General features: G+C 68.8%; 20 protein-coding genes. 10 read left to right on the plus strand and 10 right to left on the minus strand.

All coding sequences use genetic code 11. The annotated features are described in order from the left end of the window. Window positions 1-13: 13 nt before the first annotated feature. Entirely contained in the window at window positions 14-712 is a 699-nt protein-coding gene (locus KIH31_RS06875; RefSeq protein WP_214426364.1) for a metalloregulator ArsR/SmtB family transcription factor, read from the plus strand. Window positions 713-806: 94 nt separating this feature from the next. On the opposite strand, the gene KIH31_RS06880 is transcribed toward KIH31_RS06875, so the two are convergent. The 6 genes from KIH31_RS06880 to KIH31_RS06905 form a co-directional block, all read right to left on the minus strand. After that, a complete protein-coding gene (locus KIH31_RS06880) occupies window positions 807-1,907 on the minus strand; it encodes a sugar-binding protein (RefSeq protein WP_214426784.1) in 1,101 nt (366 codons plus the stop codon). Window positions 1,908-1,985: 78 nt separating this feature from the next. Continuing rightward, complete coding sequence (mmsB, locus tag KIH31_RS06885) at window positions 1,986-3,245, minus strand: multiple monosaccharide ABC transporter permease (RefSeq protein WP_214426365.1); 1,260 nt, start codon at window positions 3,243-3,245, stop codon at window positions 1,986-1,988. A gap of 31 nt (window positions 3,246-3,276) precedes the next feature. Then, complete coding sequence (gene mmsA, locus KIH31_RS06890; RefSeq protein ID WP_214426785.1) at window positions 3,277-4,791, minus strand: multiple monosaccharide ABC transporter ATP-binding protein; 1,515 nt, start codon at window positions 4,789-4,791, stop codon at window positions 3,277-3,279. A gap of 149 nt (window positions 4,792-4,940) precedes the next feature. Further along, entirely contained in the window at window positions 4,941-6,131 is a 1,191-nt protein-coding gene (locus KIH31_RS06895) for an ROK family transcriptional regulator (protein ID WP_214426366.1), read from the minus strand. A 140-nt stretch (window positions 6,132-6,271) separates the two neighbouring features. Next, on the minus strand, window positions 6,272-7,249 hold the full coding sequence (locus KIH31_RS06900; RefSeq protein WP_214426367.1) for a squalene cyclase: 978 nt from the start codon (window positions 7,247-7,249) through the stop codon (window positions 6,272-6,274). A 32-nt stretch (window positions 7,250-7,281) separates the two neighbouring features. After that, window positions 7,282-7,803, minus strand: coding sequence for a gamma carbonic anhydrase family protein (locus tag KIH31_RS06905; protein WP_214426368.1), 522 nt, complete (start codon window positions 7,801-7,803; stop codon window positions 7,282-7,284). Between the two features lie 188 nt (window positions 7,804-7,991). Here KIH31_RS06905 and KIH31_RS06910 point away from each other — a divergent pair, with 188 nt between their 5' ends. Then, complete coding sequence (locus tag KIH31_RS06910) at window positions 7,992-8,798, plus strand: nitrilase-related carbon-nitrogen hydrolase (RefSeq protein WP_214426369.1); 807 nt, start codon at window positions 7,992-7,994, stop codon at window positions 8,796-8,798. 15 nt (window positions 8,799-8,813) lie between these two features. Here the strand turns inward: KIH31_RS06910 and KIH31_RS06915 are convergent, their stop codons facing one another. Continuing rightward, window positions 8,814-10,382, minus strand: coding sequence for a PucR family transcriptional regulator (locus tag KIH31_RS06915; RefSeq protein WP_214426370.1), 1,569 nt, complete (start codon window positions 10,380-10,382; stop codon window positions 8,814-8,816). 99 nt (window positions 10,383-10,481) lie between these two features. On the opposite strand from KIH31_RS06915, the gene KIH31_RS06920 reads away from it, so the two are divergent. From KIH31_RS06920 to KIH31_RS06930, 3 genes are all read left to right on the plus strand, one after another. After that, window positions 10,482-12,062 carry an amino acid permease gene (locus KIH31_RS06920; RefSeq protein WP_214426371.1) on the plus strand — a complete coding sequence of 527 codons (1,581 nt, stop codon included), beginning with the start codon at window positions 10,482-10,484 and terminating at the stop codon, window positions 12,060-12,062. After that, window positions 12,059-13,741 carry an NAD(P)/FAD-dependent oxidoreductase gene (locus KIH31_RS06925; RefSeq protein WP_214426372.1) on the plus strand — a complete coding sequence of 561 codons (1,683 nt, stop codon included), beginning with the start codon at window positions 12,059-12,061 and terminating at the stop codon, window positions 13,739-13,741. The genes KIH31_RS06920 and KIH31_RS06925 overlap by 4 nt, the downstream gene beginning before the upstream one ends. Before the next feature lie 303 nt (window positions 13,742-14,044). Continuing rightward, the gene (locus KIH31_RS06930; protein WP_214426373.1) at window positions 14,045-15,058 is read left to right on the plus strand and encodes a hypothetical protein; all 1,014 of its coding nucleotides are present in this window, start codon (window positions 14,045-14,047) and stop codon (window positions 15,056-15,058) included. Here the strand turns inward: KIH31_RS06930 and purU are convergent. Then, entirely contained in the window at window positions 15,055-15,924 is an 870-nt protein-coding gene (purU, locus tag KIH31_RS06935; RefSeq protein ID WP_214426374.1) for a formyltetrahydrofolate deformylase, read from the minus strand. The two genes, KIH31_RS06930 and purU, sit on opposite strands and share 4 nt — an antisense overlap. A 10-nt stretch (window positions 15,925-15,934) precedes the next feature. Beyond that, window positions 15,935-17,080, minus strand: a complete 1,146-nt coding sequence (locus KIH31_RS06940) for an FAD-dependent oxidoreductase (RefSeq protein ID WP_214426375.1) — start codon at window positions 17,078-17,080, stop codon at window positions 15,935-15,937. A 335-nt stretch (window positions 17,081-17,415) separates the two neighbouring features. Here KIH31_RS06940 and glyA point away from each other — a divergent pair, with 335 nt between their 5' ends. Together glyA and KIH31_RS06950 are read left to right on the plus strand one after the other, a co-directional pair. Continuing rightward, on the plus strand, window positions 17,416-18,708 hold the full coding sequence (glyA, locus tag KIH31_RS06945) for a serine hydroxymethyltransferase (protein ID WP_374224856.1): 1,293 nt from the start codon (window positions 17,416-17,418) through the stop codon (window positions 18,706-18,708). A gap of 49 nt (window positions 18,709-18,757) precedes the next feature. Continuing rightward, window positions 18,758-19,648 carry a bifunctional methylenetetrahydrofolate dehydrogenase/methenyltetrahydrofolate cyclohydrolase gene (locus tag KIH31_RS06950; RefSeq protein WP_214426787.1) on the plus strand — a complete coding sequence of 297 codons (891 nt, stop codon included), beginning with the start codon at window positions 18,758-18,760 and terminating at the stop codon, window positions 19,646-19,648. Between the two features lie 110 nt (window positions 19,649-19,758). Here the strand turns inward: KIH31_RS06950 and KIH31_RS06955 are convergent, their stop codons facing one another. Further along, window positions 19,759-21,144 carry an FAD-binding oxidoreductase gene (locus KIH31_RS06955; RefSeq protein ID WP_214426376.1) on the minus strand — a complete coding sequence of 462 codons (1,386 nt, stop codon included), beginning with the start codon at window positions 21,142-21,144 and terminating at the stop codon, window positions 19,759-19,761. A 105-nt stretch (window positions 21,145-21,249) separates the two neighbouring features. Between KIH31_RS06955 and KIH31_RS06960 the strand changes: the two genes are divergently transcribed. From KIH31_RS06960 to KIH31_RS06970, 3 genes are read left to right on the plus strand one after another with little or no spacing between them, the layout of a single operon-like run. Next, window positions 21,250-22,212 carry an ATP-binding cassette domain-containing protein gene (locus KIH31_RS06960; protein WP_307857570.1) on the plus strand — a complete coding sequence of 321 codons (963 nt, stop codon included), beginning with the start codon at window positions 21,250-21,252 and terminating at the stop codon, window positions 22,210-22,212. Continuing rightward, window positions 22,205-23,071, plus strand: coding sequence for an ABC transporter permease (locus tag KIH31_RS06965; RefSeq protein WP_214426377.1), 867 nt, complete (start codon window positions 22,205-22,207; stop codon window positions 23,069-23,071). The genes KIH31_RS06960 and KIH31_RS06965 overlap by 8 nt, the downstream gene beginning before the upstream one ends. Further along, window positions 23,068-23,901 carry an ABC transporter permease gene (locus KIH31_RS06970; protein ID WP_214426378.1) on the plus strand — a complete coding sequence of 278 codons (834 nt, stop codon included), beginning with the start codon at window positions 23,068-23,070 and terminating at the stop codon, window positions 23,899-23,901. The genes KIH31_RS06965 and KIH31_RS06970 overlap by 4 nt, the downstream gene beginning before the upstream one ends. Window positions 23,902-23,957 lie beyond the last annotated feature (56 nt).

The raw sequence follows: 23,957 nt of genomic DNA on the forward strand, positions 1-23,957 counted from the left end.
CATGGAGGAGCGCATGGGAGACCGGGCCGGGAAGTCCGCACTGTTCGAGGAGTTCGCGCGGGTGGGCAAGGCCCTGGGCAGCGGCAAGCGGCTCGAGCTGCTGGACCTGCTCAGCCAGGGGGAGCGCAGCGTGGAAGCCCTGGCGGCTGCCGCAGGCCTCGGCCTGAGCACCGCCTCCGCCCACCTGCAGAGCCTGCGCCAGGCCGGGCTCGTGACGACGCGCCGGGAGGGCACACGGATCCATTACGACGTCGCCGGCCCGGACGTGCTGCGGCTGTACAGCATGCTGCGCTCGGTCGCCCGCGACCGGGTGGCGGATGTGGAACTGAAGCGCGCCGCCTACCTCGGGCTGGGCGGCCCGCACGGGGAACGCGGGGAGGAGCTCACCCGCGAGGAATTGCTGGCCAGGGCCCAAGCCGGCGCCGTCACAGTGCTCGATGTGCGTCCGGGGGAGGAGTACCGCGCCGCCCACATCCCGGGTGCCGTCTCGATTCCCCTCGATGAACTCGCCGCGCGCATCTCGGAACTGCCCGAGCGTGCCGACGTCGTCGCCTACTGCCGCGGCGCCTACTGCCGCGGCGCCTACTGCGTGCTCGCCTATGACGCGCTTGACGTGCTCCGGGCGCACGGACGCGCCGGCCGCCGGCTGCAGGACGGGATGCTGGAGTGGCGGCTGGCGGGCTTGCCCGTGGAATCCGAGGGCGCGGCGTAGGAGCACGGAGGCCTGCGCCCGCACAGGCAAAAGGACCGGCCCCCGTGCGGGGACCGGTCCTTTTTACGTGCTGGTGCTACTTGGTGTGCTGGTGCTACTTGGTGTACTGGGACAGCGTCGGGTCGTTCGCGTACGCTTCCTTGGCGTTGGCCTTGGTCACGATGACCGGCGGCAGCAGGAACGCCGGGACAACCTTGACACCGTTGTTGTAGGACTTGGTGTCGTTGGTCTCCGGGGTCTTTCCGGCCTGCAGGTCGTTCACCATGGTGATGGCGTGCTCGACCAGCTTGCGGGTGTCCTTGTTGATGGTGGAGTACTGCTGGCCCGCCATGATGGACTTGACGGACTCGACCTCGGAGTCCTGGCCGGTGACGATCGGGGTCGGCTTGCCGGCGGCCTTGACCGAGGTCAGGATCGCACGGGCCAGGGTGTCGTTCGGGGAGAGGACGCCGTCGAGCGGGGTGCTGTTGTAGTTGCCCGCCAGCAGGGTGTCCATGCGCTTCTGGGCGTTCTCAGCCTTCCAGCCCTGGGTAACGGCCTGCTCGAAGCTCTTCTGGCCGGAAACGACCTTCAGGGTGCCGTCGTCGATCTTCGGCTGCAGGACGCTCATGGCGCCGTCGAAGAACACCTTGGCGTTGGCGTCGTCGGGGGAGCCGGCAAACAGTTCGATGTTGTACGGGCCGGACGCCTTCTTGGCCTTCATGCCGTCCAGCAGGGCCTGGCCCTGCAGCACGCCAACCTTGAAGTTGTCGTAGGCGACGTAGTAGTCCACCGCGTCGGTGTTTTTGACCAGGCGGTCATAGGCGATGACGGTGGCGCCGGCATCCTTGGCCTGCTTCAGCTGGGTGCCCAGCTGCGAACCGTCGATGGCGCCGACGATGATGACCTTGGCGCCCTTGGTGACCATGGAGGAAATCTGGTTCTGCTGCTCCGACACGCCACCGTTGGCGAACTGCACGTCAGCCTTGTAGCCGGCGCTGGACAGACCGTCGTTGAACAGCTTTTCCGCCAGGACCCAGTTCTCGGAGGTCTTCTGCGGCAGGGCGACACCGATCAGCGAGCTCTTGTCGAAGCCCTTGGCTCCGCCCGACGCGCCGGCGCTGGTGCTCTCGGAGCGGCCGCACGCGGTCAGGGCGACCGCTGCGATCGCGGCAATGGCTGCAACTGATTTAGCTTTTTTGCCAATGTTCAGCATTGTCATTCACTTTCTTTTCGTAGGAGACTTCCGCGGGCGCCCGGTGCGGGCGCCCGCCTGGTCGGCAACACTGCCTTTTCAGGCCTCTTTGGAGATCACTTCAGTCGTATCAGTGGTTTCGCTCTTGCTGCTGGAACCGAAGTTGCTCATCAGAAGACCAATGATCGATTTGCGGCCCTGGCTCTTGTTGTAGACGTCGAAGGCGACGGCTGCGAGGAGGACAAGGCCTTTGATGATCTGGGTCAGGTCGGCGCCAACGCCGAGCAGCTGAAGGCCGTTGTTCAGCACGGCCATAACCAGACCACCAATAATGGAGCCGACGACGGTTCCCACGCCGCCGGTGACAGCTGCGCCACCGATAAACACGGCGGCAATTGCGTCGAGTTCCCAGCCCACGCCGTCGAACGGGCCGGAGGCGCTGGAGCGGCCGACGAAGATCATGCCGGCCAGGGCGGCCAGGATCGACATGTTCATCATCACCAGGAAGTTGATCTTCTTGGACTGCACGCCGGAGAGCTCCGCGGCGTGCCGGTTGCCGCCGACCGCGTAGACGTGCCGGCCGACGACGGTGCGGAGTGAGACGAAGCTGTAGATCACGACCAGCACGGCCAGGATCAGGCCCGGGATCGGGAAGGACGTGCCGGGACGCCCCGTGGCGAACAGGTACGTCGCGTAGAGCACCGCTGCGCTGATCAGGATCATCTTGACCACCGAAACCCACGCCGGCGGGGTCTCCGCGCCGATCTTGGCGTAGTTGCGGCGGCGGCGGATCTCGCCCCAGATCAGGGCGACGACGAGCAGGATGCCGATGAGCAGGGTCAGGTTGTTGTACCCGGTGTCAGGACCGACCTCGGGCAGGTAGCCGGCGCCGAGGACCTGGAAATCGGAGGGGACCGGGACGGTGTTGGACTTGCCCACGAACTGGTTGGCGCCGCGGAAGAGCAGCATGCCGGCCAGGGTGACGATGAAGGCGGGGATGCCGACGTAGGCCACCCAGAAGCCCTGCCATGCGCCGATCAGCGCGCCGAGGACCAGGCCGATCAGCAGCCCGGCGTACCACGGCAGGTTCCAGTCGCGCATCGTGATGGCGACGACGATGCCGGCGAACGCGGCCACCGAGCCGACCGAGAGGTCGATGTGGCCGGCGATGATGACCAGCACCATGCCGATGGCCAGGATCAGGATGTAGGCGTTGCCGTTGAAGAGGTTGATGACGTTGTCCGGGGTGAGGGTGAGTCCGCCCGTGAGGATCTGGAACAGCACCACCAAGGCAATCAGGGCGAAGATCATCCCGAACTGGCGGGAGTTGCCGCCAAATAATTGTTTGAGAGCGTTCATTGTGTTTTGTCCTTCAAAGATCAGGCGGTGGTCAGGCGGACTTCTTCGCCGCGGTCATGAGTTTCATCAGGCTTTCCTGGCTGGCTTCGTTCTTGTCCAGTACCCCGGTGATGGAGCCTTCGAAGATGGTGTAGATCCGGTCGGAGAGGCCGAGCAGCTCGGGCAGTTCCGAGGAAATGACGATCACGCCCTTGCCCTGGTTCGCCAGCTGCTGGATGATCCCGTAGATCTCGTACTTGGCGCCGACGTCGATGCCGCGGGTGGGCTCGTCCAGGATGAGCAGGTCCGGGTCGGTGAACATCCATTTCGCCAGCACCACCTTCTGCTGGTTGCCGCCGGAGAGCTTCGAGACGCCCTCGTTGACGGTCGGAGCCTTGGTGCGCAGTGACTTGCGGTACTTCTCCGCGACCAGGAATTCCTCGTTGTCGTCGACGACGATGCCGTGGGTGATTTTCTTCAGCGCCGCCGACACGGTGGTGGCTTTGATGTCGTCGAGCAGGTTCAGGCCCAGCACCTTGCGGTCCTCAGTGACGTAGCCCAGGCCGGCTTCGATGGCCTGGCTGACGTTCTTGAGCGTGATTTCCTTGCCGTCCTTGATGATCTGCCCGCGCACGAAGTTGCCGTACGACCGGCCGAAAATCGAGCGGGCCAGTTCGGTGCGCCCGGCCCCCATGAGCCCGGCGAAGCCGACGATCTCGCCGCGGCGGACGAAGAACGATTCGTTCTTGCAGACCAGGCGCTCGGCGACCTGCGGGTGCCGGACGGTCCAGTTCTTCACTTCGAAGAAGGTCTCACCGATCGTGGGCTCGTGGTCCGGGAACCGCGATTCCATGGTGCGACCGACCATGCCCTTGATGATCCGGTCCTCATCCACGCCCTGCGCCTTGACGTCGAGCGTCTCGATCGTCTTGCCGTCGCGGATGATGGTGATGGAGTCGGCGATCTGCTCGATCTCGTTGAGCTTGTGCGAAATCATGATGCAGGTGATGCCCCTGGCCTTCAGCCCGAGGAGCAGGTCCAGCAGATGCTGGGAGTCCTCCTCGTTCAGTGCAGCGGTGGGCTCGTCCAGGATCAGCAGCTTCACGGACTTGTTCAGCGCCTTGGCGATCTCGACCAGCTGCTGCTTGCCGACGCCGATGTTCTTGATCGCAATGTCCGGATCGTCGCGCAGGCCCACGCGGGCCAGCAGCTCGGTGGCCCGGACGCGGGCTTCGGACCAGTCGATGACCCCGCGCTTGACGGGCTCATTGCCGAGGAAGATGTTCTCGGTGATCGACAGCTCGGGGATCAGCGCCAGCTCCTGGTGGATGATGACGATGCCGGCGTGCTCGGAGGAACGGATGTCCTTGAACTGGACCTCGGAGCCTTGGAAAATGATCTGCCCGTCGTAGGTCCCGTGCGGGTACACCCCGGAGAGGACCTTCATGAGGGTCGACTTGCCGGCGCCGTTTTCGCCGCAGATCGCGTGGATCTCGCCGGCCTTGACCGTGAGCGAGACATCAGAGAGTGCTTTCACCCCGGGAAATTCCTTGGTGATCGATCGCATCTCGAGGATTACTGGGTCGTTCACTCCGCCTCCAGGGTGACTACGCTGTCCGTCAAACTTCCAGGCGATTTCCGCCTGCAGAAAAGTAAACAATGCCGCGGCGTTGTCGTCAAGTCTTTAACGCAACGACTCGGTAACGGCCGGATTTATCAACGGCGGATGCCGGTGTGCTGGAAGACGAGGGCGGCGGCCCCGAGCGCCTCCGCCCGTTCTCCCAGCGAGGACATCGCCACCAGGGTTGTTTCGCCGACCATGGGCACAGCATGGCGCTGCAGGCCCCGCCGGATGGGGTCGAGGAAGGCGTCGCCGATGTCCGCCAGCGGGCCTCCGACAACGATGACTTCCGGGTTGATCAGGTTTGCGACGTTGCCTAGCGCCCGGCCGATGGCGAGGCCGGCGTCGTCGATCACGCGCAGGGTCGCGGCGTCGCCCTGCCGCGCCTGCCGCACGATGTCCTCCACCGAGATTGGCGACGGCGTGCCGCGGCTGAGGAGCTCAATCATGATCGAGGTCGAGGCGACGGTTTCCAGGCAGCCGCGGTTCCCGCAGCGGCAGACGAGGCCGTGCTCGGCGATGGTGGCGTGCCCGATTTCGCCGGTGATGCCGATGTTGCCGTAGTACGGGGCGCCGTTGAGGATCAGGCCCGCGCCGATGCCGGTGCCGATCTTCACGAAGATCAGGTTGCTCGCCGCGTTGTGCGGCCCCCAGGTGACCTCCGCAAGGGCGCCGAGGTTGGCGTCGTTGTCCACGTAGACCGGCATCTGCAGCCGGTGCTCCAGCTCCTGGAGGATGTTGATGCCGACCCACTCGGGCAGGATGGCGCCCTGCACGACGGTGCCGCTGCGCCGGTCGATGGGGCCCGGGATGCCGGCGCCGGCGCCGATCAGCGCCGAGCGGCTGATGCCGGTTTCGTCGAGCAGCGTGTCGAGCAGTTCGGCCGCGGCCTCGATGCCTTCGCTGGCCCTGTGTCCGAGTGGAAGCGCGACGGCCCGTTCGGCGAGGGACTGGTAGCCGAGGTTGGCCAGCGCGACGCGGACATGCCGCCGGCCGAAGTCGATGCCGACGGCGACGGCACCGTTGCTGTTGAGCGTCACCGACAGGGCGCGGCGGCCCGAACTGGTGGTCGGGGAAGTGGAGACGAGGCCGCTCTCGGCCATCACGCGCACGATGTTCGACACGGTGGCCGTGGACAGGCCCGTTTGCCGGGAAAGTTCCGCCTGCGTGGACGGGCCGGTACTCAGAAGGGTCTCGATGATCCGCTGCTGGTTCAGGTGGCGCAGGGCTGTCTGCGATCCAGGGTTGCGGTGCCGGCTCGTCGTCGAGCGCGTGTCAGCGGTCATAGGAAGAAGCGTGCATCATTTGCTGCTTGAGGTCAAGAAGTTAACGCAACACGGCGCTGCTACATTAACCCTCTCTATGCGTGCGAAAGCTCAGGAACAGCTCAAGGCAGGCTGAAGAACGGCTCAGGGGCAGGCGTGCATCAGCTGCCGGCGTCCCACCACGCCAGGGCCCGGGCGGCGTGGAAGGTGAGCCATTTGGACGGTTCCCCCGGCGGGACGTCGACCTCGAACCAGGCGCGGCCCGGGAAGCGGTGCTCCTGGAGCCAGGTGCCGTCCGGCCGGCGGGCTTCGCGGATCACGCCGACGGCCGCTTCGAGGCGCTCATCCGGCGGGTTGCCGTCGTGGAGCGCCGCAGCGCGGAAGTAGTTCACGGCCCGCAGGGCGCTGTACTGCCAGCGGAACGGGTAGGCGAAGACGGCGGCCCACGGGCCGACTTCGGCGCCCGTCGAGCGGCGGTAGAGGAGGCGGCGCGTAAGCAGATATTCCTCGGCGCTCTTGCGGGCGCCCCGCAGCGGGTCGCTGCCTCCGGTGGCGGCCTCGTAGTAGAGCAGGCCCTGCAGGGCGTTGAGGGTGGAATGGAAGGAGGAGCGGGTGGAGCCGTTGACCCACTCGCAGTTCCACCCGCCGTCGTCCATCCGGCGCGCGAGGAACCAGTCCGCGAGCGCCGAGACGTCAGCGCCGAGCCAGGCACCGTTGGCGAGGGTGTAGGCGTTGATGCAGGCGTCGACTTCGCCGGTCCAGTACGGCAGGTTCTCGTATTCCCACCGGCTGTTGGCCTCGAGGCGGCCGGCCGTGCCGGCGAGGGCGCCGGCGTCCAGGCCCCACTCCCGGAGCGTGTTCAGGACCCAGGTGGTGGCGGTCCACGGCTGGCCGGCTCCCGGCGCTGCCTCCGGGCCCTGGAAGTCGAAGTCTGCGGGGAAGTAGGCGCCCCCGGCCCATTCGCCGTCCGGCTCCTGCAGGGCGAGCAGGCGGGCGCCGAAGCCTTCGGTGGCGACCCGGGCGCGTGTGGCCTGCCAAACCTCGGTTGCCGCACCGGCCAGGTCACGTTCCACCGGCCAGCGCAGAGCCGGGTCGGAGTCCAGAAGCCAGCCGGTCAGGGAAGCAGCAGCCTCGGTCATGACGGGAAGGATACTCCGCCGCCTCTCGGGCGTCAGGCCCCGTGCACGGCCTTGTGTTCGCGGGCGAGGCGGCGGTAGTGGGCCGCGTTGGCCTGGACGCCCGCGAACTCCTCGTCCGTGAGCTGCCGGCGTACCTTCGCCGGCACCCCTGCGACGAGGGAACGCGGCGGGATGACGGTGCCCTCCAGGACGACGGCCCCCGCCGCCACCAGCGACCCGGCCCCGATCACTGCTCCATTGAGCACGGTGGCGCCCATGCCGATCAGGCAGTCGTCCTCGACCGTGCAGCCGTGGACGACGGCGCCGTGGCCGATACTGACGCCGGCTCCGACGGTGGCGGGGAAATCGGGGTCCGCGTGCAGCACCACATTGTCCTGCAGGTTGCTGCCGGCGCCCACCGAGATGGCGGCGGTGTCGGCGCGCACGACGACGCCGTAGAACGCGCTGGCCTCTTCGGCCAGCCGGGCGTCGCCGATGAGGGTCGCGGTGGGAGCCAGGAAAGCGCTCGCGTCCACGCGGGGAGCGGCGCCGTTGAAGGGATGAAGGTGTGCCATGGGCCCAGCCTAGCCGGGCGCTGCCATGGACGCGGAGGAACCCGGTGTGGCCATTCGTCCCCGGCGTAGCTGCGCCGGGATGTTTTGCCCGTACCGGTCCCCGGCGGCCGGACTACGCTGGGGCAAGGCGCCGGAGCCGGCGCCCGCGGGGGACCGGGACGGGGCCGTGACTGAAGGGACGGGATTGCATGCTGTTGGCTGTGCTGCAGGCAGAGGCGGCGGTGCTGGAGCCGGAGGAGAATCTGCGCCGGATCGCTGCCTCGGCAGCGGCCGCCGCGGAGGCGGGCGCCGAACTGCTGCTGACCCCGGAGCTGTTTCCCGTGGGCTACGCCCCGGCGCGGGTCCGCGCCGAACTGGACCCCCAGCTGCTGCCCGAGCTGGCGGCGCGGCTGGCCGGTATCGCCCGGGACCACCGGATCGCGTTGGTGTATTCGCTGCCCGCGGTGGGTCCGGACGGCCGGTGGCGGATCACCGCCACGCTGGTGGACAGCGGCGGGCGGACGGTGCTCGAGTATGCCAAGGTGCACCTGTTCGGCTCCGAGGAGCGCGCGGCCTTCGTCCCGGCCGAGGAGCCCCCCGCAGTGGCGGAATGGAACGGGGTCAGGACAGCGCTGCTGGTCTGCTACGACGTCGAATTCCCGGAAGCCGTGCGGGCCGCCGCCGACCGGGGCGCCGAGCTGCTGCTGGTGCCGACTGCGCTCGCGGACGGTTTCGAGTCCGTCCCGCAGGTGCTGGTGCGCGCCCGGGCGCTCGAGAGCCAGCTGGTGATCGGCTACGCGAACCACAGCGGCACGGAAGAAGGTGAGCACTTCCTCGGCGGCAGCGTCGTCGTCGGGCCGGAAGGCGAACTGCTGGCACAGGCCGGTCCGGCCGACGAACTGCTCTTCGCCAGCGTCGATCCGCACGCCGCGGCCGCGGCGCGCGGTCGGGTGCCGTACCTCAGGGAACGCCGGCCGGAGCTGTACCGCCGGTGGGAGCAGCAGCCCCGCGGCTGAGGCCGGACGGGCCGGCTACGGCAGGTACTGCAGGCCGATCCACAGGTCCGTCCGGGTCTGCGTGTCGTTCAAGTCCGCGCCAAGCAGCTCCGCGGCCAGGGAGATCTGGCGGCGCACGCTGTTGCGGTGCAGGCCCAGGGCCTTCGCGGTCGCGTCCCAGCTGCCGTTGTGGCCCAGCCAGGCCCGGAGCACCTCGGTCAGGTGCTGCCGCCGGTCCTCGTCCAGGCCCTCCAGCGGTGCGAACAGCCTCGAGGCCAGCATGCTGCCCGCCTCCCGGCCGATCAGGCCCGTGGCAGTCCAGCTCAGCTCCTCGATCCGCAGGCTCTCGCGGGTGGCGGCTGCCCGCGCCCGCAGCGCGCTCACCTGGCGGTAGGCCTCCGGCAGCTTCCCTGCCGTGACGGCCTCGCTGACCACCAGCCGCCAGCCCAGCTTCTCCGCCTCGGCCAGCACGCCGTCGTCGACTTTCAGGCGGGTGACGGCCGCGAAGCCGTAGCCGGTCATTTCAACCAGCTTTGTGTCGAAGAGGCGCCGCCACTGCAGGAGCTCGCGCACCGGACTGTCTCCCGCCGGCCACGCCGGGGCTTCGACCTTCACGCCCTGGACCACGCGGACCGGACCTGCACGGCCGGCGCCGAGGCTCTGCCAGAGCAGGTCCTGCAGCGCGGCGCTCATGCCGCCGCCGTCCCGGTCCGGGTGCAGCAGCAGCGCCGTGGCGAGCTGACCCGGGGCCAGCGAGCCGCTCGTTCGCTGGCGCGCGAGGAGTTCCAGCAGCCCGACGGCGGCCGACACCACGCTGTTCTGCGCCGGCGTCAGCCGGTCCTCGCCGCCGATCAGCAAGGCGCCGAGGTTGTCGTCCCGGGCGCTGCGCAGCGGATGGCCGATGACCTGCCGGGCCCCCGGAAGGTCAAAGGTCTCGATCTCCACCCGCGGCCCGCTGCCGGAGAGGAGGCGCGCCGCCAGCGGTCCCAGCGCCGACGCCTCGAGCCCGGCGCTCCCGGCCCTCGCCCGGACTTTGCCGTCGGCGCCGATCAGGACGGCCCAGGACGGCACGCGCTGCACCAGTGCCGCCAGCAGTTCGTGTTCAGGCCGGCGGGAGAGGACGGCCCGCATCAGCTGCCGGTTCGCCTCGGCGAGCTGGCGGAATGCCTTGGCGCTGTCCGACTCGAGCAGCTGTGCGAAGGCCAGGCCGACGGCGGCGAACGGCACCGACGGCGGAACCTCCACGAGCGTGAGGCGGTGCTTCCGGCAGGCCTCGACGAGAGCCGCCGGCACCGCGTCGTGGTAGGGCGTGAGGCCGAACCCGAGGGCGCAGACCTTGGCGCCGACGAGCCTGCGCACATAGGCGTCCACGCGCTCCGGGCTGCCGCCTTCGCCGACGAACGGCAGCCCGGCGGTGAGCACGAATTCGCCGTCGAGCAGGTACGGCGTCGGGTCCTCGAGTTCGCTCGGCTCCACCCAGCGCAGTAGCGAACGGTCGTCGGCGTCGTACAGGATGTTCGGGCCCGGCGGCAGGCTCGCCAGGAACTGGGTAAGCGTGACAAAGCTCAGCCGGCTCTCCGGCTCCGGTGGTGCAATCTGTCCCATGACTGCCAAGAGTAGGCCAAAATGCACCGACCTGAGAGCTGCCTCACAGCCTAGCGTGGAGCACGGGAATCCGCCCCTACTCACGATTGGACGTCAACGATGACTGCTCCTGTGCAAACTTCCCGGCCGGACCGGGGCCTGGCCGGCTCCGGCATCCTCCCCGCACCCGATGGTGCTGCCCCGCACGCCAGGCCCCGGCTGGGCAGCCAGCTCGCCCGGCGCAAGCCGCTGGCCCAGCTCACCAGTGAGGCCGGCACCGGTTCCGACGGGCGCTCGCTGGTCCGCAGCTTCGGGGTCCTGCACCTGACCATGATCAGCGTCGGCGCCACCCTCGGCACGGGCATCCTGGTCGTGCTGGGCGATTCGGTGCCCGTGGCCGGACCCGCGATCTGGATCTCCTTCGTCATTGCCGGCGTTGCTGCGCTCTTTTCGGCCGTCTCCTACGCCGAAATGGCAGGCCTGGTCCCGGTCGCGGGATCCAGCTACTCCTACACCTACGCCACCCTGGGCGAGGGCATGGCCTGGATCTGCGGCTGGTGCCTGGTGCTGGAGTATGCCGTCTCCGTGGCCGCCGTCGCCGTCGGGGCCGGACAGTACGTCAACCAGGCCCTCGCCGCTTTCGGTGCGGCGCTGCCGGATGCGCTCAGCCAGCCGCCCGGCCCGGACGGCGGTGTGTTCAACGTCCCCGCCACCGTCATCGTGCTGCTCGCGATGGTGCTGCTGGTCCGCGGCGCCAAGGAGAGCGCCCGGGTCAACACCGCGATCGTGGGCCTGAAGATCGTGATTCTGCTGTTCTTCTGCGCCGTCGCGTTCTCCGCCTTCAACGCCGGCCACTTCGAACCGCTGATGCCCATGGGCGCTGCGGGCGTCTCGGCCGCCGCTTCCCGGGTGTTCTTCTCCTACATCGGGTTCGACGCCGCCTCCACTGCCGGCGAAGAGGCGCGCAATCCGCAGCGCGACCTGCCGCGCGCCATCCTGCTCTCCATGGTGATCATCACCTCGCTCTACGTGCTGGTGGCCGTCGCGGCCATCGGCGCCCGTGACTGGACCTGGTTCAGCGGGACCGAGGCCGCGCTCGTGCAGATCATGGAGGAAATCACCCGGCAGCCCTGGATTGCCTTCGCGTTCGCCGTCGGAGCCGTCCTGGCCATTGCGAGCGTCGTGCTGACCGTGCTCTACGGGCAGATCCGCATCCTGCTCTCGATGTCCCGGGATGGTCTGGTGCCGCAGGTGTTCGGCAGGGTCTCGCGCCGGACCGGCACCCCGGTGGCCGGAACGCTGATCGCCGGCGTCGTCGTCGCCCTCACCGCCGGGCTGATCCCGCTCGGGGAGCTCGCGGACGCAACCAGCATCGGCACGCTGTTCGCCTTCGCCCTCGTGAACATCGCGGTCATCCACCTGCGCCGGACCCGGCCCGAACTCGCCCGCAGCTACCGGGTGCCCTTCTACCCGGTCACCCCGGTGCTCGGGGCGCTGATGTGCGCGTTCCTGATGGCGAACCTCGGAGGATCCACCTGGGTCGTCTTCGGGATCTGGATGCTGGTCGGCGTGGCCGCCTACCTCGGGTACGGCCGCCGGCACTCACGGCTGGCGGCGCTCGGGGAGCAGGAATACCGTGGACTGGCAGTGGACAGCGCCGCCGACACCGGGCGCGATGAAGTGAAAGCAGGGCAGGCATGACCGTTGCAACAGAACTTCCGTCGGAGGACACCGGGGCTCCCGTCACGATGCTGAATCCGGATTTTCCGTTCAGCTACGACCGGTACCTGCAGCACCCCGCCGGGCTGGGTTCGGTGCCGGAGGAACTGCACGGCACCGAGGTCGCCGTCGTCGGCGCGGGGCTCTCCGGGCTGGTGACCGCCTATGAGCTGATGAAGCTCGGGCTGCGGCCGGTCATTTACGAGTCGGACCGGATCGGCGGAAGACTGCGCACGGCCAGCTTCCCGTCCGCGCCCGACGTCGTCGCCGACCTGGGCGGGATGCGGTTCCCGGTCTCCGGCCGCGCCTTCTACCACTACCTGGATTTGCTGGGCCTGCCGACGCTGGCGTTCCCGAATCCGCTCGCCGACGTCACGCCGAGCACCGTGATCGAGCTCAAGGGCCAGTCGTATTACGCGCGCACCGCGGCGGACCTGCCCGCGTTCTTCACGGAGGTGGCCGATGCCTGGAAGGCCGCCGTGAACGACGGCGCCGCCTTCGCCGAGATGCAGGAAGCGATCAGGTCCCGCGACACGGCGCGGATCAAGGAACTCTGGAACGCATTGCTGCCCGAGCTGGATGAGAAGACCTTCTACGGCTTCATTGCCGAGAGCAAGTCCTTCAAGGAAGCCGGCTTCGCGCACCGCGAGGCGTTCGGCCAGGTCGGCTTCGGCACCGGCGGCTGGGACACGGACTTTCCCAACTCGATCCTGGAGATCCTGCGCGTGGTCTACACCGACGCCGACGACGGGCACCGCCGGATCGTCGGGGGCGCCCAGCGGCTGCCCGAGGCACTGTGGAACCACGCGCCGTCGGGCATGGTGCACTGGCCCGAGGGCACCTCGCTGTCCTCGCTGCACGGCGGCGCACCCCGCGGAGCGGTCGCCCGGATCGCCCGCGGCGCGGACGGGGACCTGCTCGTGCAGGAGCGCTGGGGGCGTGCCGCGAAATACCGCGCCGTCGTCACCACCTGCCAGTCGTGGCTGCTCTCCACCCGCATCCACACGCAGGAGTCGCTGTTCGCGCCCGAGATGTGGACCGCCATCGAGCGCTCGCACTACATGCAGTCCTCGAAGACGTTCGTGATGGTGGACCGGCCGTTCTGGAAGGACATCGATCCGGCCACCGGGCGCGACGTCCTTTCCATGACGCTGACGGACCGGCTCAACCGGGCGACGTACCTGCTCGACGACGGGCCGGACAAGCCGGCGCTGATCCTGCTCTCCTACACCTGGAACGACGACGCGCTGAAGTGGCTGGCGCTTTCGGCGGAGGAGCGGGTGGAACTGATGCTGCATTCGCTGCGCCAGATCTATCCCGGGGTGGACATCGCCAGCCACATCATCGGCCAGCCGATCACCGTCTCCTGGGAGGCCGACCCCAATTTCATGGGTGCGTTCAAGGCCAACCTGCCCGGCCATTACCGCTACCAGCAGCGGCTTTTCAGCCACTTCAAGCAGGACGGGCTGCCCGAGCACCAGCGCGGCATCTTCCTGGCCGGGGACGACATCTCCTTCACCGCAGGCTGGGCCGAAGGCGCCGTCACCACCGGCCTCAACGCCGTCTGGGGAGTGGTGCAGCACCTGGGCGGCTCGTCAGCGCCGGAGAACCTGGGCCCGGGGGACCTGCTCGACGAGCTGGGGCCCATCCGGCTGGACTGAGGGCGGATCTTGGGGCGGCGTGGGGCTCGGCAAGTTCCGTCGGGGCTCGGGTCGCGTGAGCAATCCGGACGGCTGAGTTAGCAACCTGGACACCCCGGTGAGCAACCTGGACACCGCGGTGAGGAACCTGGACCGCGGATAGGGGAATTCCCCTATCCGCGGTCCACCTTGCTAACGGCACTCGGCAGGCCCCGGCGTCCTCTCCGCCTCCACTCTCCCTCCGCAGCAAGGCCGAAGTGCCAACGATGCACATCGGCTCGAGCAGCGGTGGCCACCCCGCGTGGCAGGACGCACAGTGGGGCGATGAGCATTTCGACGACGCCGCCGCCCCTTCCGATTCTCAGTGCTGCCAGCCGGCCTGATGAGGAGCAGTGGCCACGCCAGCTCGCCCGCCGGGCGCTGTCCTTGGAACTGGTGAGGCTCCGGCATGGTCAGTACGCCGACGCCGAAGCCTGGGCGGCGCTCGACGGCGTCACCAGGTACCGGGCGAGGCTCGCGGCGGTTTCCGCCACGGCCAAGGCCGTGCCCACGTTCGCGGGGGAGAGCGCGGCAATTCTCTGGGGCCTTCCGCTTCCCTCCGTGCCGTCCGAGGTTTTCGTTGCCGTCCCGCGGGGCACCGGCAGGCGCAGCTCGAACGGCGTGGTTCGCCGGGTGCGGCTCCTTGACGGGCTCCCGTGCACCTGGATCGGTGGCGCGGCGGTGACGGACAAGGTTGAGACGGCCCTCACCGTCGCGCTCGGGCAACCCATCCACTGGGCAATCGCCATTCTGGACAGGCTCCTGAACAGCGAGCCGCTGCCGGCGGAAGACAGGAAGGGCAGGGTTGTCCTGCCGGACGAGCTGCAGTCCGCGGCTGATCTGCTCACGAGCGGTGCGCAGCGCAGGAAGGCGGACAAACTGCTGGCCTTCGCTGACGGCCGCGCCATGTCCCCGGGTGAATCGATCAGCAGGGTGCGGATGGCGCAGCTGGGCTTTCCGGCGCCCGAGCTTCAGCACCGGTTCCAGGACAGGCTCGGGCACGTGGCCGACACCGACTTCTACTGGCCCGACGTCGGCCTGGTGGGGGAGTTCGACGGCCGCGTGAAGTACATGAAGTCCGAGTATCTGAGGGGGCGGACGCCGTCCGAAGTCGTCATCGCCGAAAAGGAACGGGAGGACCGGCTGCGTGCCCTTGGTCTCCGGGTGGTCCGCTGGACCTGGGAAACGGCGTCGCAGTCGGCCGGCCTGGCGGCCGTCCTGGCCCAGGCCGGGTTGCCGCGGGCCGGGCCCGCTTCGGCGGCTGCGGGGCAGCGGGCGCTCCCGTACGCGGCGGCCTAGTTGAACACGATGGTGCGGCGCCCGTCGAGCAGCACGCGGTGTTCGGCGTGCCACTGGACGGCCTGTACCAGGGTGCGGCCTTCGACGCTGCGACCGAGGGCGGCGAGCCGCTCAGGGGTGTGGGCGTGGTCCACCCGGATCACTTCCTGCTCGATGATCGGTCCCTCATCCAGATCGCCTGTGACGTAGTGGGCGGTGGCACCGATCAACTTCACCCCGCGGGCATGGGCCTGGGCGTAGGGCCGCGCACCCTTGAAGGAGGGCAGGAACGAGTGATGGATGTTGATCGCCTTGCCGGTGAGGTCACGGCACAGATCGTCGCTGAGGATCTGCATGTAGCGCGCGAGGACGACCAGTTCGATGTCGTGCTCCTCGATCAGCCGCCGCAGCGCTTCCTCGGCTTCGGGCTTGCTCTCCGCCGTCACCGGGATGTGGTGGAAAGGCACCCCGTAGAAGGACGCCAGTTCGGCCAGGTCCTGATGGTTGGACACGATGGCGGGGATTTCGATCGGCAGGGTGCCGGAACGCTGCTGGAACAGCAGATCATTGAGGCAGTGCGCGTCCTTGGAGCACATCACCAGGGTCCGGACGGGGGCGCCGACCGGGTTCAGCTGCCAGTCCATGTCGAACGCTTGGGCGACCGGCGCCAGATGCGCCTGCAGTTCGGCTGCCGGCTGAGCGGTCGCCACCTCCACGCGCATGAAGAAACGCCCGCTGTCCGGGCTGCCGTACTGCTGGGACTCGGTGATGTTCCCCTCCGCAGCCAGCAGCGCGCCCGAGACCGCGTGGACGATGCCGGGCTGGTCGGCGCAGGAAAGGGTCAGGGCGTAGCTGGCGGAAAGGCCGGTGGAGACTGGTTCAGGCACGCGTCTAAGGCTACCGCGAAGCCCGCGCTGCCCCGGCACCGGCAGCCCCGGCCGGGACGCCACCGGCAGCCCTGGCCGCCCCGGCACCGGCAGCCTCCCTTAGCCGTGACAGCGCGGCCAGCGCCGCGGCCCGCCCGGCCCTGGTCGCGCCGAGGGTCGACGCGGACGGGCCGTAGCCCACCAGCAACACCCGCGGGTCGCGGGCGACGGCGATGCCGTCCATCCGGATCCCGCCGCCGGCCTCACGAAGGCGCAGGGGCACCAGATGGTCCAGCGAAGCCCGGAACCCGGTGGCCCAGAGGATCACGTCGGCGCGGACCTCGGTCCCGTCCGGGTAGTGGACGCCCTCGGGCGTAATCCGGTCGAACATCCCGTGCGAAACCAGCACGCCCGCGTCGATTCCGGCCCGGTACTGCGCCGTCAGCGGCAGGCCGGTCGCGGAGACGACGCTCAACGGAGGAAGGCCGGCAGCAGTGCGCTCGCCGACCCGGCGCTCGACGTCGCGACCCCACTCGGCGCCAAAGCTGCGCTCGGTGAACAGAGGCGGCCGGCGGGTAGCCCACGTGGTGGCGGCGCCTGCCTCGTGCAGCTGCAGCAGGAACTGGGCGGCGGAGGTGCCCCCGCCGACGACGATGACGTGTTGCCCGGCGAATTCCTCGGCGGAGCGGAAGTCGTGCGTGTGCAGCTGGCGGCCAAGGAACAGCTCCCGGCCGGGGTAGTACGGCCAGTACGGCTTGTCCCAGGTTCCGGTGCCGCTGATCACCAGCCGCGCCCGCCACTCCCGGTCGCCGTCGTCGCCGTGGCCGGACACCAGCAGGGGTCCGCCGGGGCCATCCGGGGAACTGACCGAGGTGACAGTGAACGGCCGCAGCACCTGCAGCCCGAACTCCCGCTCGTACTCGCCGTAGTACCGCGAGACGACGGCCGACGCCGGTTCGGCCGGGTCCGGCGTGCCCAGCGGCAGGCCCGGCAGATCGTGGATGGCGTGGGCGGCGTCGAAAGTGAGCGAGTCCCAGCGATGCCGCCACGCACCGCCGGGACCGGTGTTGGCGTCGAGGGCCAGGACGTCGATGCCGGGCCTCAAGCCGCGGCGCCGCAGGTGGTAGGCAGCCGCCAGCCCTGCCTGGCCGGCTCCGATCACCACGACATCGAACATTCCTCGCGCCTCCTGTGTTCTCCGTCTGCTGGAACGGGCGCCGCCGGTGCGCTATTCCGGCCCGGAACGTGAGGTTGGCGACGCCGTCACGGTTCGTTCGGCACTGGAGCGCGCCGCGCCGGTTCGGCTACGCTGGGGACTGCCGCAACTGGCGTTAGGTGGGCCACCACCGGGAAGCGGCGCAGAGTGAAGACCACGGATCGTACGCCTGGGCCGAGGGTCAAGTTTTTGCCGGATTTCCGGGGTACCCGGATGGTGGAACCACGGTGCGTGCCGTGGAGCCCAGCCGGTAGCCTGACCTGTAACCGAATGCTTCGCCAAGCCAGGAGATCTTTGTGTCCGCCAACACTGTATCTGCCAACACCGTCACCAACCTGCCCCTCTCCGAAGTGGATCCGGAGATCGCAGCCGTCCTCGACCAGGAACTCGGCCGCCAGCGCAACACGCTGGAAATGATCGCCTCGGAGAACTTCGCCCCGCGTGCCGTCCTCGAGGCCCAAGGATCGGTCCTCACCAACAAGTACGCCGAGGGCTACCCCGGCCGGCGCTACTACGGCGGCTGCGAGTACGTCGACATTGCCGAGAACCTGGCGATCGACCGGGTCAAGGCCCTCTTCGGCGCCGAGTACGCCAACGTTCAGCCGCACGCCGGTGCGCAGGCCAACGCCGCCGCGCTCTCGGCGCTGATCAACCCGGGCGACAAGATCCTTGGCCTCTCCCTCGCCCACGGCGGCCACCTGACGCACGGAATGAAGCTGAACTTCTCCGGAAAGCTCTACCAGGTCGCCGCCTACCAGGTCGAGGAAGACACCTTCCGCGTCGACATGGACAAGCTGCGCGAGCAGGCCCTCGCCGAGCGGCCCAACGTCATCATCGCCGGCTGGTCGGCCTACCCCCGCCACCTGGACTTCGAAGCGTTCCGCTCCATCGCGGACGAAGTCGGCGCGTACCTGTGGACCGACATGGCGCACTTCGCCGGCCTGGTCGCCGCGGGACTGCACCCGAGCCCGGTCCCGCACTCGCACGTGGTCACCTCCACTGTGCACAAAACCCTTGCCGGCCCCCGTTCCGGCGTGATCCTGGCCAAGCAGGAGTTCGGCAAGAAGCTCAACTCCAACGTCTTCCCCGGCCAGCAGGGCGGCCCGCTCATGCACGTCATCGCCGCCAAGGCCGTCGCGTTCAAGATTGCCGGTTCGGCCGAGTTCCGCGAACGCCAGGAACGCGTGCTCGAGGGCGCGAAGATCATCGCCGACCGGCTGAACCAGGCCGACGTCGCCGAAGCCGGCGTGTCCGTGCTCACCGGCGGCACCGACGTGCACCTGCTCCTGGTGGACCTGCGCAACTCCAAGCTCGACGGCCAGCAGGCCGAGGACCTGCTGCACAGCGTCGGCATCACCGTGAACCGCAACGCGGTCCCGTTCGACCCCCGCCCGCCGATGGTCACCTCCGGCCTGCGCATCGGCACGCCGGCGCTGGCAACCCGCGGCTTCGGCGCCAACGAGTTCACCGAGGTCGCCGAGATCATCGCCGCGGCGCTCAAGGGCGGCGCCGACGTCGACGCGCTGCGGGCGCGGGTGGACAAGCTGGCCAACGATTTCCCGCTGTACCCCGGACATGAGGAGTGGTGACCCAATGACCCTGCATCCCGAGCGTGAAAAGACTCCCTACGGCACCCCGGTGGCCGCGCGGATCCTTGACGGCAAACTGACCGCCAAGCAGATCAAGCACGAACTGGCCGAGCGGGTGAAGGTACTCAAGGACAAGGGCATCGTGCCTGGCCTGGGCACCGTGCTGGTGGGGGAGGACCCCGGCAGCAAGTGGTATGTGAACGGCAAGCACAACGACTGCGCCGAGGTCGGGATGAACTCCATCCGCCGCGACCTCCCGGAGTCGATCACCCAGGCGGAGCTCGAGCAGGTCATCGACGAGCTCAACGCGGACCCGGAGTGCACCGGCTATATCGTGCAGCTTCCGTTGCCGGAGCACATCAACACCAACGCGATCCTCGAACGGATGGACCCGGCCAAGGACGCGGACGGGCTGCACCCGACCAACCTCGGCCGGCTGGTGCTGAACGTCGAGTCGCACATTGACGCGCCCCTGCCGTGCACCCCGCACGGCATTGTGGAGCTGCTGCTGCGCCACGGCATCTCGCTCAACGGCAAGCACGTCGTCGTCATCGGCCGCGGCGTCACAGTGGGCCGGCCGCTGGGGCTGCTGCTGACCCGGCGCACCATCAACGCCACTGTCACCCTGGTGCACACCGGCACGCTCAACCCGGAGGAACTGATCCAGCAGGCGGACGTGATCGTCGCGGCGGCAGGGTTCCCGCACATGATCAAGGCCGAGGACGTCAAGGACGGCGCGATCGTGCTCGACGTCGGCGTCAGCCGCGAGATCGACGAGGAGACCGGCAAGTCCCGGATCGTGGGGGACGTCGAACCCGCGGTCTCCGAGGTGGCCGGCTGGATCTCGCCGAACCCGGGCGGTGTCGGACCGATGACGCGCGCCATGCTGCTGGCCAACGTGGTCGAAGCGGCCGAACGCCAGGCTGGCATCATCGTCTGATCCAGGCAGCACCCGCATCACGCGACTTTGCAGCTCATGCCGCTTCCAGTGCATCGGAGGCGGCATGAGCTGCAGAGTCGCTGGCGTTTAAGCCGCGGAGCCCCCGGACGTCACCGGTCGAACATGGTGCCAGGGTTGAGGATTCCTGCCGGGTCGAAGAGCGCCTTGATCTGCCGCTGCAGCCCCCACTGCAGGTCCCCGAGTTCCTCCGCGAGCCAGCGCTGTTTGAGCACGCCGATCCCGTGCTCGCCGGAAAGGGTGCCGCCGACCGAGATCGCGAAACTGAACAGCTCGCCCGCCGCCTCCCAAATGACCTCCGGCACCGTGTCCCCCTGGAAGACGAAATTGGGGTGCAGGTTCCCGTCTCCCGCATGGCAGACGGTCGGGATCAGCATGCCGTAGCGCTGCTCCAGCTCGCCGATCTTGCCGAAGGCCGCCGCCAGCTGGTCCCGCGGGACGGCGATGTCCTCCACCAGGATCGTCCCGAGGGGCTCAAGTGAGGGGAACGCCTGGCGGCGCACGGCGAGCAGCCGCTCGGACTCCTCGGGGTCGGTGGTCAGTTCCGCGGCCGTGGCGGTGGCGCCGACGACGGCGAGCAGCGCCTCCGCTTCGGTGAGGGCCGCCGCGCCGTCGCACTGGATCAGCAGATACGAGTTCCCCTTGGAAACCAGGTCCACTCCGGTATGGCGGCTGACGCACTCCAGCGTGGCGCGGTCCATCAGCTCCATCACCGCCGGCTGCACCCCGGAGGCGGTGACGCGCGAGGCGGCGGCAGCGGCGACGTCGACCGAGGGGAAGAAGGCGCCGATGGTTGCCACCGGGCTGGCCGGCAGCGGGCGCAGCCGCAGCGTGCACTCGACGATCACGCCCAGGGTGCCCTCGGAGCCGACCATCAGGGCGCACAGGTCATAGCCGGTGACCCCCTTGACGGACCGGTGGCCGACGCTGAGTAGCCGGCCGTCCGCGAGCACCACCTTCAGGGCGAGCACCGCCTCCCGGGTGACGCCGTACTTCGCGCAGAGCAGGCCCCCGGCGTTGGTGGCGATGTTTCCGCCCACGGTCGAGATGTCCTTGCTGGCCGGATCCGGCGCCCACCACAGGCCGTAGCCGGTCAGGATGCGGTTCAGGTCCCCGTTAAGGATGCCGGGTTCGACGACGGCGGTCTGGTTCGCCGCCGAAACCTCCAGCACTGCGTCCATCTCCATGGTGGAGAGCACGATGGCCCCGGAGCCGGCGAGGCCGCCGCAGGCCAGGCCGGTGCCGGCGCCGCGGGTGATCAGCGGGGTGCCGGACGCCGAGGCGATCCGGCAGGCCGCCTGCACATCGGCGACCGAGCGCGCCCGCACCTCCGCCAACGGCGTGCCGTCCGCCACATGGCCGGAGCGGTCCCGCCGGCACCGCTCGAGTGATTCCTCGTCGGTGAACACCCTGCCTGGCAGGGCGGCGACGAGGGCGTCGAGGACATCGGCAGCGGGCTCAGCATCAGTGGCGGGCATGGCGAACAGCCTACGCGGCGGCCCCGGGGACCCCCGCGATGTCGGCGGCGCGGCGCCGGAACACGCCTTCCGAGGCCCTTACCAGTTTCGAAGGTTTGTACTAGCGTGAGCGGAGTGTCCAACGACGATTCACATGATCATTCGCAGCGCTACGTCATCAGCGCCACCAACCTGACCAAGAAGTACGGCGACTTCACCGCCGTCGACGACATTTCCTTCCATGTCCCGGCGGGCGAGTCCTTCGGGCTGCTCGGGCCCAACGGAGCCGGCAAATCGACCACCATGCGGATGATCGGGGGCGTCTCCCAGCGGACCTCCGGCAGCCTGAGCATCATGGGCCTGGACCCGGAGCAGCACGGGCCGGAGGTCCGCGCCCACCTCGGCGTGGTGCCGCAGCAGGACAACCTGGACGAGGAGCTCAAGGTCCGCGACAACCTGCTGGTCTACGGCCGCTACTTCGGTTTGCCGATGAGCTACCTCAAGCCCCGCGCCGACGAGCTCCTCGAGTTCGCCCAGCTCACCGACAAGGCCAAGGCGAAGGTGGACGCACTCTCCGGCGGGATGAAGCGGCGTCTGACCATCGCCCGGTCCCTGATCAACGAGCCGAGCATCCTGCTGCTGGACGAGCCCACGACCGGGCTGGACCCGCAGGCCCGGCACATCCTCTGGGACCGGCTGTTCCGGCTCAAGGAGGCGGGCACGACGCTGATCCTCACCACTCATTACATGGACGAAGCCGAGCAGCTCTGCGACCGGCTGATCGTCGTGGACAAGGGCCGGATCATGGCCGAGGGCTCGCCTGCGTCCCTGATCCGCGAGTACTCCACCCGCGAGGTGCTCGAACTCCGGTTCGGCTCCGAACGCAACGCGACGGTCGGGGCTGAGCTGGAGGGCATCGGCGAACGGCTCGAGACGCTGCCGGACCGGGTGCTGGTCTACGCCCACGACGGCGAAGCAGCCCTCGAACAGGTCCACGCGCGCGGCCTGCACCCGCTCACGTCGCTGGTGCGCCGCTCCAGCCTGGAGGACGTGTTCCTGCGCCTGACCGGCAGGAGCCTTGTTGACTGAGCAAGCAGCCCTGACGGGAACGGCCGCGCCCGGCGCCCCGCGCCGCGCCCACTCGCCGGCCGTCTCGGCGGCCCGCGCCCGCCGGTGGGGGGCCTTCTACTATGCCGAACAGGTGCTCCGGGTGATGAAGGGGTACGGCTGGACCATCGTGATGTACGGCGTCGGCCAGCCGGTCGCCTACCTGTTCGCGATGGGCGTCGGCCTGGCCACGCTGGTGGACACCCGCGGCGCGGCCGGCTTCGGCGGCGTCAGCTACCTGGCCTTCATCGCGCCCGCGCTGCTGATCTCGGCGGCGGTCATGGCGGCGGCGAACGAGTTCACCTTCCCGGTGATGGACGGCTTCAAGTGGCGCCGGGTCTACTACGGTCCGCACGCCTCGCCGCTGACCCCCGAACAGATCGCCGCCGGACAGATCATCGCCGTGACCGTCCGCTTCCTGCTGCAGTCCGCCATCTACTTCGCGGTGGTGGCACTCTTCGGCGCCTCGCCGAGCGGCTGGGGCTGGCTGTCGGTGCCGGTCGCCACCCTGGCCGGCCTCTCCTTCGGCCTGCCCTTGATGGCCTACGCGGCGTCCATCAAGAACGACAAGGGCCAGTTCGCCATGGTCATGCGCTTCATCGTGATGCCCCTGTTCCTGTTCTCCGGCACCTTCTTCCCGCTGGAGACCCTGCCGCTGGGCGTGCGCTGGGTGGGATGGATCTCGCCGATCTGGCACGGGACCGAGCTCGGCCGGATGGCCACCTACGGATACCAGGAGCCGCCCGCGGTCACGGCCGTGCACCTGCTCTTCCTGGTAGCCCTCGCCGTGGCCGGCTGGATCCTGACCAAGCGCCAGTTCGCGAAAAGGATGGGCTCATGAGCGTCATGACCGCAGGGCGCAGCGTCACCGAAGCGGCCCGCAGCCGCACCTTCGGTCCGCTCTATTCCCGCAACGTGCGCGCCGTTGTCGCCCGCGGGCTGATGGCGACAAAGAGCAGCAACTGGATGGTCATGCTCTCCGGGTTCTTCGAGCCGGTCCTGTACCTGATCTCGATGGGCGTGGGCCTGGGCGCGATCGTCGGCACGGTCCAGGGCCCCGGCGGCACCGTGATCTCCTACGCCGCCTACATCGCACCGGCGCTGCTGGCCGTATCCGCGATGAACGGCGCGGTGTACGACTCGACCTGGAACGTCTTCTTCAAGATGAACTTCGCCAAGCTGTACCAGGGGATGCTCTACACCTCGCTGGGCCCGCTCGACGTCGCGCTCGGCGAGATCCTGCTGGCGCTGCTCCGCGGGCTCATGTACGCGACCGGGTTCACCGCCGTGATGGGCGTGATGGGGCTGATCACCACGCCGTGGGCGGTGCTGATGATACCGGCGTCGGTGCTGATCGCTTTCGGGTTCGCCAGCTTCGGCATGGGCATCACCAGCTTCATGAAGACCTTCCAGCAGATGGACTGGATCAACTTCGTGATGCTGCCGATGTTCCTCTTCAGCGCCACGTTCTATCCGCTCAGCGTCTACCCGACCTACATCCAGTGGCTGATCCAGGCGATGCCGCTCTGGCACGGGGTGGAGCTGCTGCGCGAAATCAGCGTGGGGTCCTTCAGCACGGCCACCGCCCTGCACGTGCTCTACTACCTCGTCATGATCGCGCTGGGCATGATCCTCACGACCGGAAGGCTGCGCCGGCTCTTCCTCCGCTGAGACGGCCGCGGCGGCCTCGGGGGGCCGCGCGAACGGCCGGTTTCGCCCGGAGACGA

Origin of the sequence: Paenarthrobacter sp. DKR-5, assembly GCF_018531425.1 — a bacterium.
GTDB lineage: Bacteria > Actinomycetota > Actinomycetes > Actinomycetales > Micrococcaceae > DKR-5.